The sequence below is a fragment of the Bacillus sp. LB7 genome (assembly GCF_030449715.1).
Lineage (GTDB): Bacteria > Bacillota > Bacilli > Bacillales > Bacillaceae > Bacillus > Bacillus paralicheniformis.
The window spans coordinates 50,058-63,144 of sequence record NZ_JASGCA010000004.1 but is presented as its reverse complement, the minus strand read 5'-3'; the positions used below and the strand labels follow the sequence as shown (position 1 = coordinate 63,144).

The 13,087-nt window shown below is 46.3% G+C and carries 16 protein-coding genes; 10 read left to right on the top strand and 6 right to left on the bottom strand.

Annotation, left to right across the window (positions count from 1 at the left end):
* Nucleotides 1-24: 24 nt before the first annotated feature.
* Nucleotides 25-660, bottom strand: coding sequence for a YktB family protein (locus QMZ64_RS06865; RefSeq protein ID WP_243940120.1), 636 nt, complete (start codon nucleotides 658-660; stop codon nucleotides 25-27).
* 242 nt (nucleotides 661-902) lie between these two features.
* On the opposite strand from QMZ64_RS06865, the gene QMZ64_RS06860 reads away from it, so the two are divergent.
* The 7 genes from QMZ64_RS06860 (at nucleotide 903) to QMZ64_RS06830 (ending at nucleotide 5,594) form a co-directional block, all read left to right on the top strand.
* A complete protein-coding gene (locus tag QMZ64_RS06860) occupies nucleotides 903-1,091 on the top strand; it encodes a hypothetical protein (protein ID WP_020451253.1) in 189 nt (62 codons plus the stop codon).
* A gap of 141 nt (nucleotides 1,092-1,232) precedes the next feature.
* Nucleotides 1,233-2,027, top strand: coding sequence for an inositol monophosphatase family protein (locus QMZ64_RS06855; protein WP_265627136.1), 795 nt, complete (start codon nucleotides 1,233-1,235; stop codon nucleotides 2,025-2,027).
* Complete coding sequence (locus tag QMZ64_RS06850) at nucleotides 2,020-2,475, top strand: GNAT family N-acetyltransferase (RefSeq protein WP_243940122.1); 456 nt, start codon at nucleotides 2,020-2,022, stop codon at nucleotides 2,473-2,475. Before QMZ64_RS06855 ends, QMZ64_RS06850 begins: the two co-directional genes overlap by 8 nt.
* A 117-nt stretch (nucleotides 2,476-2,592) precedes the next feature.
* Nucleotides 2,593-4,515 carry a hypothetical protein gene (locus tag QMZ64_RS06845; protein WP_301441207.1) on the top strand — a complete coding sequence of 641 codons (1,923 nt, stop codon included), beginning with the start codon at nucleotides 2,593-2,595 and terminating at the stop codon, nucleotides 4,513-4,515.
* On the top strand, nucleotides 4,505-4,777 hold the full coding sequence (locus QMZ64_RS06840) for a hypothetical protein (RefSeq protein ID WP_265627134.1): 273 nt from the start codon (nucleotides 4,505-4,507) through the stop codon (nucleotides 4,775-4,777). The genes QMZ64_RS06845 and QMZ64_RS06840 overlap by 11 nt, the downstream gene beginning before the upstream one ends.
* The gene (locus tag QMZ64_RS06835; protein ID WP_265627133.1) at nucleotides 4,778-5,293 is read left to right on the top strand and encodes a sigma-70 family RNA polymerase sigma factor; all 516 of its coding nucleotides are present in this window, start codon (nucleotides 4,778-4,780) and stop codon (nucleotides 5,291-5,293) included.
* Between the two features lie 4 nt (nucleotides 5,294-5,297).
* Nucleotides 5,298-5,594: a zf-HC2 domain-containing protein gene (locus tag QMZ64_RS06830; RefSeq protein WP_265627132.1), complete on the top strand. Its 297-nt coding sequence runs from the start codon at nucleotides 5,298-5,300 to the stop codon at nucleotides 5,592-5,594.
* A 138-nt stretch (nucleotides 5,595-5,732) separates the two neighbouring features.
* On the opposite strand, the gene QMZ64_RS06825 is transcribed toward QMZ64_RS06830, so the two are convergent.
* Entirely contained in the window at nucleotides 5,733-5,921 is a 189-nt protein-coding gene (locus QMZ64_RS06825) for a YlaF family protein (protein ID WP_265627131.1), read from the bottom strand.
* A 160-nt stretch (nucleotides 5,922-6,081) separates the two neighbouring features.
* Here QMZ64_RS06825 and typA point away from each other — a divergent pair, with 160 nt between their 5' ends.
* Complete coding sequence (gene typA / locus QMZ64_RS06820; protein ID WP_154996651.1) at nucleotides 6,082-7,920, top strand: translational GTPase TypA; 1,839 nt, start codon at nucleotides 6,082-6,084, stop codon at nucleotides 7,918-7,920.
* Between the two features lie 57 nt (nucleotides 7,921-7,977).
* Entirely contained in the window at nucleotides 7,978-8,298 is a 321-nt protein-coding gene (locus QMZ64_RS06815) for a YlaH-like family protein (protein ID WP_003181448.1), read from the top strand.
* Between the two features lie 21 nt (nucleotides 8,299-8,319).
* On the opposite strand, the gene QMZ64_RS06810 is transcribed toward QMZ64_RS06815, so the two are convergent.
* The 4 genes from QMZ64_RS06810 to QMZ64_RS06795 form a co-directional block, all read right to left on the bottom strand.
* Nucleotides 8,320-8,826, bottom strand: a complete 507-nt coding sequence (locus QMZ64_RS06810) for a MarR family transcriptional regulator (protein WP_265627130.1) — start codon at nucleotides 8,824-8,826, stop codon at nucleotides 8,320-8,322.
* A 72-nt stretch (nucleotides 8,827-8,898) separates the two neighbouring features.
* On the bottom strand, nucleotides 8,899-10,395 hold the full coding sequence (locus QMZ64_RS06805; protein WP_265627129.1) for a monooxygenase: 1,497 nt from the start codon (nucleotides 10,393-10,395) through the stop codon (nucleotides 8,899-8,901).
* 137 nt (nucleotides 10,396-10,532) lie between these two features.
* Nucleotides 10,533-10,739, bottom strand: coding sequence for a YlaI family protein (locus QMZ64_RS06800; protein ID WP_243940140.1), 207 nt, complete (start codon nucleotides 10,737-10,739; stop codon nucleotides 10,533-10,535).
* A 119-nt stretch (nucleotides 10,740-10,858) separates the two neighbouring features.
* A complete protein-coding gene (locus QMZ64_RS06795) occupies nucleotides 10,859-11,473 on the bottom strand; it encodes a YhcN/YlaJ family sporulation lipoprotein (RefSeq protein ID WP_020451265.1) in 615 nt (204 codons plus the stop codon).
* Nucleotides 11,474-11,628: 155 nt separating this feature from the next.
* Between QMZ64_RS06795 and QMZ64_RS06790 the strand changes: the two genes are divergently transcribed.
* Nucleotides 11,629-12,957, top strand: a complete 1,329-nt coding sequence (locus QMZ64_RS06790; protein ID WP_165426908.1) for a PhoH family protein — start codon at nucleotides 11,629-11,631, stop codon at nucleotides 12,955-12,957.
* Nucleotides 12,958-13,087 lie beyond the last annotated feature (130 nt).

The following is a 13,087-nucleotide window of genomic DNA, read 5'->3' as shown; positions in this document are numbered from 1 at the left end:
GCACAACAGGCCATCCCTTTTTGTTTAAACCGATACTTTCTGCGTCAGGCGGTAAAGGAAGGCGAGCTTTTCAAAAGCCGCTTCGATTTCGGATAGAAATGTCTCTTCGCTCATTTGCAGCACTTCGTCCTTTGCAAGCTGAATACCGCAAAGCGCTTCTGCTTTCTTCACGTTGACGAGCCGTTCAAACAGGTTCTCCAGCTCTTTATCGTCCATCTCAGACTGTCTTATGACGCCCGGTTTCGTATGATCGGCCGACCAGACAAAACGGCTTGGAATGTTGCTTTCAATGTCCGGCAGATGCTTTTTAAACAGCTGGCCGTATTCCTGCTTGAGAGGAGACTCATAGATCAATGCAAACCATACGAACACGTGGGTTTCCCATAAACCAATTTGGAAATGAGGCAGCTTTTTATAGCCGCGCTTATTGTTTGCGAAAGCAACCCAGCTGTCGTCCGGCGGATTGACCGAGCGGCGCGCGTGTTTTGCGACGTGGACAAACATTTCGTCTCCTGTCAATGCGGACAGAACAGGCGCAAAATGATCGCCGAGCCCTTCAAGTTTCGGGCGCACTGTTTCTTTCAGAACGTTCATCCGCGCATCTAAACCTTCTATTGTAAATGTACGAAAATCCTCTTCAGTAAAACGCAGACTGCTCATTGTGTTCCTCCTTGTCCAATCAGTAAAGATATTGTATCACAGTCGGCTTTTCAAACAAAAAATTACGTTTCGCTTCGCGTTTTTGGGGAATCGTTAGGTAAACACACAATTTTTAGAATAACGTTGCGAATGTTTGAGCAGTTCATACGATATGAATAAGAAATTAATATAAATCACGCTTAGGACTAAAACCAGAAGGATTCTCTTTGAAATCAATTTTCTCTGGAGGGGGCGTAGGGCACATGAAACCAATTGTGAAACAAGGATTGAAAGAGGAAAAAGACAATCGGGCCGCTGTTTGGAGGCTTGAGGTCGATTATGAACTTGCAACGCTTTTTGAAGCCATGGAAAAAAAGGATGAAACCCAAATCGAGTTGAGCAAGCGCAAACTGGAACGACTCAGAAAAGAATGGATTAGATTATATGGTTGAAACCATAATAAAAACGAACCGGTTGAGAGGTTCGTTTTTATCTGGGCCGCCTGATCATTTGTCATTTTTCTTGATTTTTCCCGGCTAATATCAGTATGCTATGAATAAATCAACAGGTATACATAGAAAAGAGGTAGTGTGATGACAAACTGGAAGGAAATCGACCGCCTGGCGAAAAGCTGGGTGAAAGAAGCTGGTCAGAGAATTCAGCAGTCAATGAAAGAAAAGATGACAATTGAAACGAAATCGAATCCAAATGACCTTGTCACAAACATTGACAAGGAAACAGAGCGTTTTTTCATTGAAAAAATCCAATCGGTTTTTCCGGATCATCATATTCTTGGCGAAGAAGGCCAGGGGGACAAGCTTACATCTTTGGACGGCATCGTTTGGATCATCGATCCGATCGATGGTACGATGAACTTTATTCATCAAAAACGCAATTTTGCGATTTCAATCGGCATTTTTGAAAACGGAAAAGGCAAAATCGGTTTGATTTATGATGTGACTCACGACGAGCTTTATCATGCTTTTCAAGGCGAAGGTGCTTACATGAATGATACAAAGCTCGGCAAGATGAAAGAAGTGCCGCTTGAAGAATCGATTCTGGCCATCAATGCGACATGGATCACCGAGAACAGACGGATCGATCCAAATGTATTATCTCCGCTTGTCAAGCGCGTCAGAGGGACCCGTTCATACGGTTCAGCGGCTTTGGAACTCGCTTATGTAGCGGCCGGCAGAATGGATGTGTATGTGACGATGAGACTTGCTCCTTGGGATTACGCCGCCGGCTGCATCCTGCTTGATGAAGTCGGCGGAACATATACGACCATTGACGGGAAACCGCTCAATTTTCTTGAAAACCACAGCATCGTAGCCGGCAATCCGGCAGCTCACCGGGCGATTTTCGACGAATATTTGCCGCATGAATAGCAGGTCTTTCTCTTCTTCTGATTTCGCCTTTTTTGAGGAGCTGGCCGAAGCAAGCCCCGGGTGGGCGAAGGAAGAGCTTGACGGAAACAGCCTGGAACGCTATATGAGTACTTATGCGATGTATAACGGTGAATGGCTCGTGTGGGAAGACAGGGGCCTGCCGGCGGCTCTCAGCTTTCATCTCGAATGGGCGCCTTCCAATGGCAAGCCTTGGCTCGGAACGCTTCTTGTCCATCCCGATTTCCGCCAAAAAGGCCGGGCAAAAGAAGTGATTGAAACGATCGGAAAACGCTTGAGAGAAAAGGGGCATAAAGCGTTGTTTGCGGCGGTGCCTTATGAAAAGGACGCGTGGCTCAACATGCTTGCCCGTTCGGGATTTGAACAGCTGAAAACGGAAAAAGACGAGCGGGGAAAACGATATTTGATTATGGTGTTGCCCCTTGCTTGAGGCTCAATGAGACTTGTTTGACAACAGGTCTCATTTTTTATGATTTTTTGAAACATAATGCAGCCTCGTTTGTCTATGATGATGAGGCCTTAATTTGATGTAAAGGAATTGTGGAAATTGATTGAACGATTTAGTGATTATGTACTCCATTTTGAACGTTATTTTATTTTAAGCAGGCAGAGCATGCTTGTCATTCAATGGTGTTTGACAGGGCTTGCCCTTCTGTATGCCGTGTCATTTCATCCGAAAGTGAGCAGACGGAGTCTCTTTTTTTATGCAGGCATCGCGCTCAGGCTGATTTTGGTGGGCGCCCTTTCGTTTGAATTGGCACACCAAATGAAAGCGGCTGAGTTTTCAAACCTGTACATAGAGGGACAAGATGCGCTCCTGCCTTTTATGCAGTTTTTGCTGTTCGGCTATATTTTGCTTGTCTCTTTTCATTATATGATGACACTCGCGGAAAAAGGGGGCAAGGGGCTGTTTTTTGCATTTGACATTGCGGTGATGACGATGCCGTTTTTTCAATCGCTGTTCGGCTCTGCTGTCTATTTAAAGGAAAACGGGGCTGATCTCGAGCAATTGCCACTCGTTCTGTTGTTCATTGTCGGGATCCCGGGGCTTATGATCAGCTTGTTTTTTCAACTTTATTGGAAAAGAAACCGTTATGTTCTCCTTTTGATTTTTTATATTGTGACGATCGGCGGTTTCTTCATCAAAAAACTCGGCTACGAATTTTTTCCGTTGAACGTATTTCTGACAATGCTCGGTTTTCTTATGACATATCACTTGCTGAATGGCTCGAGAAAGCCTTTTTTGAGGGTGAAGCGTGTTTTAACAGCGGGCACCGCCGTATTTTTCACACTACTTCTTAACCCTTTTTACAATTTTGCAGATGCCGCTTTTACAATCTCACACCCGGAGGTTTCAGATGTGGTTGATGCCAATTTTCGACCTGTTTCGGTTAAAGAAGCAAAGCAGACTGTCAGCTCGTTTTTTCCGACGGACAGCTTGATCTATTTGTCAGCCACCAACCAGGATTTTCATAACGTTTATCATTTCAAAACGAAAGATTACGAGGCGTACGTTGACGGCTGGACAGGAATGGTTACTAATTATTACAACCAAAAGGAGCCTAAAGGGAACACACTGTCCGATCAGGCATATATCAAGCGGTCAAAGCAATTTCTGCGGGAACACGGCCGGGAACTTGACAAACAAATCAAGGCAAAGGTAAGCCGTGATGACGGAGAAGCTATTGTTGAATTTTACCCTGAGGGACAGGACCCTGAGTTAAGCACAATGAGGTTTACATGGCGGAAGGAGACTCTGATGGAATTCCATGAGGACGCGTCTGTTTACAGCTTAGAAAGCGTCAAACAAGCCCGTGTTTCTGATCAGGATATCGAGCGGGGTGTTGAAGCGGTCTATCGGAAACTGGATATGCCTGTTCAACATTATAAGCTGACAGACTTCAATTTATCATTATTATTCAACCTCAACTCGACAGCCATCAACGTGAAGACAAACGACGGAACAGAGATGAGTTTTCATCCTGTAACAGGTGCATTAACGGCTATTTCGTTCAAATCTGAAAGCGCCTTGCCCTATCGCGGACAAGAGCTCGAAAAACGCTTGCTTTCATTATTTGATCAAGATTTTTCTCAGCTGAAAAGGGTGGAGTTAGAAAAGGGTCTGATAGAATTTCAGAAAAAAGAAAGCGATGCTGTATTAAATACGAGCTGGACCATGACGAAACATGAAGAGGGTGCTTATCTGACAGTGAGAAAGGAATTTCGCGAAGCGGATGAAAAGCCCCCCTACACGTATCAAGACGGGGAAAAAGCTTTTCGGAAAGTGTCTGAACGCTATCAAAAAGGGCTGGTCTATTATAAACGGACGAAGCTTGTGATTGTTTCAGACTGGGATCAAGAGAGCCGGTATGCGTGGCTTGTCATCATCCAGTCGTTCGGCTCAAACGAACATGATTCATACTTGGTTGATGCCGTGACAAATGAGGTGAAACAATTTGATGACAAGTGAAGAAAAAAAAGCGGTGTTTCTTGATTTGTATGAGCTCTATCAAGAAGGTGAACTGGAAGAGGAAACCGTGAACTGGATGAAAGAGCATGAGCCGCTTTTTCAAAGCCAGGCTGAAGCGGCAGCAGTCGAAAATAGAAAGCTCCCCGGCATACAAAAGGCGGATGATCGTCAACAGCTCCGTCATATCAAGGTTTTTGTTTACTCGTTGTATGGTTCTTTCCTGCTCCTTTCGATTTGGATGACGGTGTGGTTTTTTTTCTAAATGGCTTCCAATAAAAAACAGACGATTGAAGAACTGTACAGGGAATATTATCATGACATTATGTACTATTTGTACAGGCGAACCCATCAGCTTGAGACGGCGAAAGACCTGGCACAGGATACGTTTCTGAAAGCTTTTGCGGGCCTGGAGTCTTTCAGGGGCCATTCCTCGATCAAAACATGGCTGTATACGATCGCGCATTATACGTTTATCAACTGGTACAGAAAAGATATAAAAATCCAGTTTTCCGATGTGACGGCCTGTGGCGACATGGAACAGCACACGTTTGAAATGCCTGAGCGCCATTTGGCAAACGCCATAAGGCAGGAGGAGTTAAGACATCACATTAACCGACTGAAAGAACATTACCAGACCGTACTTATTTTAAGAGAGTTTCAGGAGCTTTCCTATGAGGAAATAGCGGAAGTGCTGAATTGGAAACTGTCAAAGGTAAAAACCAATCTTCACCGGGCCCGCCTTGAGCTGAGAAAAAGCTTGGAAGGCAGGGAGGTTTAACAATATGAAATGTCATCTTGTGAGAGATTTACTGCCTCTATACATAGAAGGCGATTGCAGCCGCAAAACGGAACGTTTGGTTACAGCGCACATCAAAACGTGCGCAGATTGCCGGGAAATGTACGACATGATGAGCGAACCTGTCAATTTTCATGATGACGGCAGATTGCCAAAGGAAGCAGGAGAAGCGGAAGAACAAAAATTCAGGAAAGCGTACTATCAAAGGCTGATTCTCAAAGGGGCAGCGCTGTTTGGCGGGGGCTACTTGCTGATGCTTTTGATTTATTTATTCTTTTTATAAGAACTGGCGGCTTGTTGCTGCCGGTTTTTTTCAGTTTATTTCAAACCGCAGAGGGATGAACATGGTGCAAGGCTATGATTTACGCAGGATTGTGTGTTTGACAATCAAAAGCCCCTTCAGCCGGAAGGGGCTCCTTTTTTATTCAAGCAGGCCTTTTGCGCGCATTCTTTTTTTGAGTGTAAAACCGCTCCCCATAATGACGATCAGAATCGCGACGGCGATTGCGACGCCGGCTCCGCTTTTTTCGGCGACTGCAACGCCGATCATCATGATGCTGATCACTGCAGCAAGTGCGAATAATAAGAATATCCATTTGATTTGTTTCACTGTTTTCCCATCCCCTTAGTATGAAGTCTACTGTTAGTTTACAGAAAATCGCGCTGAATAGAAAGGGTCAACCGAAGCTGGAAATTCGAAACAAATTGAAATAACTTCGTTCGTCAGTTATAATATGAAAGATTATCTAAATTTTTTAGGAGATGAAAATGTGAAACTTCGAGAAGATCTTCGCAATATCGCTATTATCGCCCACGTTGACCATGGGAAAACGACGCTTGTGGATCAGCTCCTCCATCAGGCTGGCACATTCCGTGCAAATGAAAACGTGGCTGAGCGCGCAATGGATTCCAATGATTTGGAAAGAGAGCGCGGCATTACGATTTTAGCGAAAAATACAGCGATTAATTATAAAGATACACGCATTAATATTTTGGATACTCCAGGACACGCGGACTTCGGCGGAGAAGTTGAGCGGATCATGAAAATGGTCGACGGCGTTCTGCTTGTTGTTGACGCTTATGAAGGCTGCATGCCGCAAACCCGCTTTGTGCTGAAAAAAGCACTTGAGCAAAACTTGACGCCGATCGTTGTTGTTAATAAGATCGACCGCGATTTTGCCCGTCCTGAAGAGGTCGTTGACGAAGTGCTCGATTTGTTTATCGAGCTTGATGCCAATGAAGAACAGCTTGAATTCCCGGTTGTTTACGCTTCTGCGATCAACGGTACCGCTTCAGCAGATCCGAAGCAGCAGGATGAAAATATGGAAGCTTTATTCGAAGCGATTGTCAACCATATTCCTTGTCCTGTCGATAACCATGAGGATCCTTTACAATTCCAGGTGGCTCTGCTTGACTACAATGATTATGTCGGCCGTATCGGAATCGGACGCGTGTTCAGAGGAACGATGAAGGTCGGACAGCAAGTTGCTTTAATGAAGCTTGACGGTTCTGCCAAACCGTTCCGTGTCACGAAAATCTTCGGTTTCCAGGGCTTGAAGAGAGTCGAGATTGAAGAAGCGAAAGCCGGCGACCTTGTCGCGGTATCAGGAATGGAAGACATCAATGTCGGAGAAACCGTCTGCCCGATTGAGCATCAAGAGGCCCTTCCGGTTCTGCGCATTGACGAGCCGACGCTTCAAATGACGTTTGCGGTTAACAACAGTCCTTTTGCCGGTCGCGAAGGAAAATATGTCACGGCCAGGAAGATTGAAGAGCGCCTTGAACAGCAGCTTCAGACAGATGTCAGCCTTCGAGTCGATCCGACACCATCACCTGATGCCTGGATCGTATCCGGACGCGGTGAGCTGCATTTGTCGATTTTAATCGAAAACATGCGCCGTGAAGGCTTTGAACTGCAAGTATCGAAGCCGGAAGTCATCATTAAAGAAATCGACGGCGTTCGCTGTGAGCCTGTTGAACGCGTGCAAATCGATGTGCCTGAAGAGCATACCGGATCTGTTATGGAATCAATGGGCGCGCGCAAAGGTGAAATGATCGACATGATCAATAACGGAAACGGGCAAGTCCGCCTGATTTTCAACGTCCCTTCACGCGGATTAATCGGCTACTCAACCGAATTCCTTTCCCTTACACGCGGTTTCGGAATTTTAAATCATACGTTTGACAGCTATCAGCCAGTTGAGCCCGGGCAAGTCGGCGGGCGCCGTCAAGGTGTGCTTGTCTCAATGGATACCGGGAAAGCTTCAGCCTACGGCATTCAAGGCGTTGAAGAACGCGGCGTGATTTTTGTCGAGCCTGGCACAGAAGTATATGAAGGCATGATCGTCGGCGAGCACAACCGTGAAAACGACCTTGTCGTCAACATCAACAAAATGAAGCAGCAGACAAACGTGCGCTCAGCGACGAAAGATCAGACGGTCAGCATGAAAAAACCGCGTATCATGTCGCTTGAAGAATCGCTTGAATACTTGAACGAGGATGAGTACTGCGAAGTCACGCCTGAATCCATCAGATTGAGAAAGAAAATTCTCGACAAAAACGAACGCGAAAAAGCAGCGAAAAAGAAAAAGCTGGCAGGATTGTCGTAACATTTGCAGAACCTAAAAAAAGAGCAACCCAACTAAGCAAAGGGGAGGGGAATCTTTTTGACTGATGTAAGTGAACGGCTGTCGTTTTTTGCCGCTCTTTATAAAGTGGACCAGAATCCTGAGGCGGGAATGTGGTGGCTTTATGCCACCATCTTCGTCCTGTCTGCGGTCGTCTTTAAACTGGGGTTTGCCAAACGGCTGCCGCTGTTGAAAACGGCGATCATTTACTTTTTTCTGGCGCTAGGCTGTACGTTTTTAACTTTTTTCGGCGTTTTTCTGCCGGTTGGAGAAGGGCTGATCGTAGCCGTTTTAATCCTTTCGATTTACAAAATCCGTCTGCACCGTTCGAAAAAAGAGCAGACGGGGGCGAATACATAGAAAAGACATAGCCAAAGAAGGCTATGTCTTTTCTATGTCCGCCAGAAAATCCGCCGTTAATAAGTCCCGAAACAAAGCCCTGGCAAAAAGAATCTCATCTGCTGAATACCTGCTTAAAAATCGTTTAAAGCTTTGTTCGATTTTTTCGTGCTCCCGCTGGTGAAGGTGATGAATGTTTCTTCCTTTATGGCTTAAGCGGAAGTAGATTTCTTTTTTATTGTCGCTGAGCTGTGTTTTGCTGACGAGGCCTTTTTCGGTCAGCTTTGCGGTGATCCTTGAGACTGTCGCTTTTGAAAATGCCATCTTCTCGGAAATCGAGGTGACGTTGATCGGTTCGTGGTCGCCAATGCAGCTGATCGTATGGATGTCAGACATGTTGAGTTTCAGTTCAGCTCCGAATTCGCGCTCCATCTTTTTCATTTCTGCGGAGATGCGCTCTTTCATGACGGTTTCTTGCTGTTCCTGCTGATGAATGATCCTGATGTACAGGTCAAATATTTCTTGCTTGGCGTGTGTTAAATGCTCCATGCAGAAAACCGGCTCCTTTAATCGATTTTTCTGCTTTGATTATACCATTTTGTTGCGCGTGAAACAAAATGGTTAAACAGACTGAAGATGAGAGTTCCCGCACCAGCGGCGGATACCATCGGCAATCAATTGCTCCGCATTTTCCAGGGATTCGTCGACAGCCCAGGCTACGTGGCCGTCGGGACGGATCAGCGCTGCTTTTACCCCATACCATTCAGGCCTGCCGTCAATTGCTTTCACTTGTATGCGCCGGACGTGAGGAAAGCCGGAAAATTCCTTTGCTTCGAACCCGAACGCTGCCAATAAAAAGCGTCCATCGCGGAGAAAAGTGTAGAGCCGTTTGACAGTACCATCTGAAAGGGTCAGGTCGATATCTGGCAGACGTTTTCCGTTCAGCTCATGTTCAGGCATCTTTTCATCTGCTTCGTATTGCACGCTGATCGCCGCAATTTGTTCGGCCAGATAGCGATTGACGTCTGCAAATTCGAGAATGCCGGATAATAATTCGCGGAGGTACAGGCCTTCACGTGTAAAATCAAACAGCTTTGTTTGGATTTGTGTATTGACGAGCAGCGCTTCCCCGACAGGGTGTCTTTCATTATGGTAACTGTCAAGCAACCAGTCGGGGCACCGTCCGTTGATCTTTGCTGCCAGCTTCCAGCCGAGGTTCATCGCGTCCTGAAGCCCGACATTTAAACCTTGCCCTCCTGCGGGAAAATGAATATGCGCGGCATCTCCAGCCAAGAAAATTCTGCCGGAACGGTAATGCTCCGCCAACTTGCTGGCATTTCCAAAGCGGGACATCCAAACCGGGCGGTCCATTCCAAAGTCCGTGCCGCAGATGCGGTTGAGTTCTTTTTTTAATTCTTCCAGTGTGACGGGCTCGTGAAGCAAAGCTTGAGGCATGTGCGGCGACGTTATAATGACGCGGAAAATGCCGCCGTCTAAAGGCACGATCACAACGCCGCCTTCACGGTTCTCGCAAGTATAAAAATGAGATTCCGGCGGATTTTCAAGCGACACATCAGCAAGCATTGCAGTGATATTTGCATCAGTTCCGGAAAAAGCGATGCGCGCCTGCTTGCGAATGATACTTCCTGCTCCGTCAGCACCGACGATATAGGAAGCCGTTAGTAAGGACAGGCCATCCGGACCCTGGACAACAAGCTCGGCTGATTCCTCATGCTCGCGGACAGCGAGAACTTCATGACCGCGAAGGATGCAGACACCGAGATTTCGCGCATGTTCCTCAAGCACCTTCTCAGTTTCGGACTGGGGGATGAACAATGTAAAATTGGCTTGCGTGTCAAGCGCAGAAAAGTCCAATCCCGTCTTCAGACTGGCAAAATGCCCCGAAGGAACCGGCTTGCCAATTTCCTTAAACCGTTCTCCAAGCCCCCTCATTTCAAGTATTTCGATTGAGCGCGGATGCAGCGTAAGCGCTTTTGAGAATGGAGAAGGCTCTTTCAGCCGTTCGACAATGCAGGTCCGGACACCGGCCAAAGCCAGCTCGGAAGCCGTCAGCAGACCGACGGGGCCGCCGCCTGCAATCAATACATCAAAATCCATGATGAATCACTCCTTTTTTGTTACGTATGAAACAATTTTAAGATACTATAAATGAAAATGTTTATCAACTATAATCTTTAATTTTGTTACTCGTGTAACAAAAAGGTGATAAAAAAGCATGGAGCTTGTCCATGCTTTTATGACTTGATCTGCTCTTTATCTTTTCTGTGCGGATATAGCTTAAAACGGCCGGTTTTCATCCGGTTTTCTGTTTTGATTTTAATTCGTTCGCTGCATTCATGGCACATATAAGTATGTATCGGCCGGTTTCGGAGACGTTTGGCAATGAGTGTGTCATCTTCGATTTTCTCGATTTTGTCACACAATGAACACTTTACCCTCACTTGATTCACCTCGCTTACGATTCATTATACCTTAATCAATCGGACAAATAAATTTTCTCCTTTAGAAAAAAGGAAAAAGCCTGTGCCGTCAAGAAAACAGTGGCACAGGCTTTTAAAAGTTATGGCTGCCGATTTTTCATATGCTTGTTTGATTGCTTATTCTGCTCCTTTTCAAGCTGTTTCTGGTTTCTGTCATTCAGCTGGTCGTTATTGGATTTTGTAGGATTTGTTTGCTGGTTGTCTGTTGCGTCGTTCGGCACTTCAGGAAGGACGCGCCCAACGATGGCTGCCAGCTCGTCGAGAATCCCTTTGACAGGACGTCCCGCTTGAATTTCTCTGCCCATTGCCCGCAGGCGGTTGACTGTGTCGGGGTCCGCGACAACGGCGGCGTTTGCTCCGTAAGGGTCATTTTGCAGCGCTTCAGCCACGGAATACTTAATGGATTCGACTTTGCTGCGTTCCAAATTGTCTTTCACATCAATTCCGACGACGGCTAGCCTGCCGAGCACGACGGCGGTCGCATCATTGACACCCGGAACGCTTTCGGTGATCTTCACAAGGCGCCGCGAGATGGCTTGCCCGTCTTTCCGGTTCACCGGCTCTTGGGAGCTGTTTTTTACTTGAATCGGTTTGTTGCCGGGAAGCTCGTTGGCTTCATTTCGGGCATTATTTTGAATGCCGCAGGCTGAAAGCAGCATAACGGTTTGAATTAGGATCAAAAAAAAGATTCGCACTTGAGGTTGCCTCCTTAAAAATGCTTTCATTAATTTTTATTGTTGAATTAACCTTCTATCTTTATTCACAAAAACATATATTTTAGCGGGCGCTCCATCAGCTTTTAACCCAAATGAAAAGAAAAGGCTAAAAATCCTGATCAGGAGGCGGAAGATTGAGTAAAATTTATGTGCTAGATACGAATGTGTTATTGCAGGATCCGAATTCAATCTTTTCTTTTGAAGATAACGAGGTTGTCATCCCGGCTGTCGTATTGGAGGAAGTCGACTCAAAGAAACGCTATATGGATGAAATTGGGAGGAATGCAAGGCGCGTATCTAAATTGATAGATGATTTGCGTTTAAAAGGAAGGTTGTATGAAAATGTTCCCCTACCAAACGGAGGAAGCTTGAGAATCGAGCTGAACCACCGCTCTTTTCAGCAACTTCAAGAAATTTTTATCGAAAAAACAGGCGACAACCGCATTTTAGCCGTAGCGAAAAACCTCAGCCTGGAAGAGGAAACGAAAGAAGGCGGCAGGCCGGTTATCCTTGTCAGCAAAGATATGCTGATCCGCGTCAAAGCCGATGCCATCGGCTTGATGTCAGAGGATTTTTTGCACGACAGGGTTGTCGACAATGATGATATATACAGCGGTTATACGGACGTGTACATTCGCCCGGATCAGATGGATTCCTTTTTTGAACATCACGATTTGCCGCTTCACGAAATCAGCAGTGAGATGCTGCGTCCAAACCAGTTTGTCGTCATGAAGGACGCGCTCGGCGGATCATCTTCTGCCGTAGGGATCGTAGATCAAAGCGGAAAAGCCGTGAAAAAGCTTGTTTTCGATCAGGAACAGGTTTGGGGCATACGTTCGCGAAATGTACAGCAGACGATGGCGTTGGAACTTCTTTTAAGACAAGATATTCCGCTTGTCACCCTGATCGGAAAAGCCGGCACAGGTAAAACTCTGCTTGCACTGGCAGCGGGGCTGCTGCAGACAGAGGATCTGGGGAATTTTAAAAAACTTGTTGTCACAAGGCCGATCGTTCCTGTCGGAAAAGATCTCGGCTATCTTCCGGGTGAAAAAGAAGAAAAACTTCGTCCGTGGGTCCAGCCTATTTTTGATAACTTGGAATACTTGTTCAATGCAAAAAAGCCGGGGGAGCTTGATGATATTTTAGCGGGGATGGGCTCCATTCAAGTCGAAGCCCTCACATATATAAGGGGCAGAAGCATTCCCGACCAATTCATCATCATTGATGAGGCTCAAAATCTGACCAAGCATGAAGTCAAAACGCTTCTGACGCGCGTCGGGGAAGGCAGCAAAATCGTATTGATGGGAGACACCGAACAGATCGACCATCCTTATTTAGATGCGATGAACAACGGCCTGGCCTATGTTGTAGAACGCTTTAAGGATCAAAAAATTTCCGGAAACGTGAAGCTTTTAAAAGGAGAGCGCTCCCGGCTCGCCAGGCTTGCTGCTGATCTGCTGTAATTAAAAAACCCGGGCTTTTAGCCCAGGCTTCAATTTGCATGGCACACGGGCCGGGTCGCCGGCAAGAGCCGAAAACCCGGCCGGGAAAAGGGGAGGCGGAGTGTTTCATCGCCTCCGGTGCACCAGTTGC

What these genes read in the sequence shown, in the direction of transcription:
- QMZ64_RS06810 (WP_265627130.1), bottom strand. Translation starts at nt 8,826, where the DNA reads ATGGAGCATTTAACACACGCCAAGCAAGAAATATTTGACCTGTACATC.
- QMZ64_RS06805 (WP_265627129.1), bottom strand. Translation starts at nt 10,395, where the DNA reads ATGGATTTTGATGTATTGATTGCAGGCGGCGGCCCCGTCGGTCTGCTG.
- QMZ64_RS06860 (WP_020451253.1), top strand. Translation starts at nt 903, where the DNA reads ATGAAACCAATTGTGAAACAAGGATTGAAAGAGGAAAAAGACAATCGG.
- QMZ64_RS06835 (WP_265627133.1), top strand. Translation starts at nt 4,778, where the DNA reads ATGGCTTCCAATAAAAAACAGACGATTGAAGAACTGTACAGGGAATAT.
- QMZ64_RS06865 (WP_243940120.1), bottom strand. Translation starts at nt 660, where the DNA reads ATGAGCAGTCTGCGTTTTACTGAAGAGGATTTTCGTACATTTACAATA.
- QMZ64_RS06840 (WP_265627134.1), top strand. Translation starts at nt 4,505, where the DNA reads ATGACAAGTGAAGAAAAAAAAGCGGTGTTTCTTGATTTGTATGAGCTC.
- QMZ64_RS06850 (WP_243940122.1), top strand. Translation starts at nt 2,020, where the DNA reads ATGAATAGCAGGTCTTTCTCTTCTTCTGATTTCGCCTTTTTTGAGGAG.
- QMZ64_RS06830 (WP_265627132.1), top strand. Translation starts at nt 5,298, where the DNA reads ATGAAATGTCATCTTGTGAGAGATTTACTGCCTCTATACATAGAAGGC.
- QMZ64_RS06855 (WP_265627136.1), top strand. Translation starts at nt 1,233, where the DNA reads ATGACAAACTGGAAGGAAATCGACCGCCTGGCGAAAAGCTGGGTGAAA.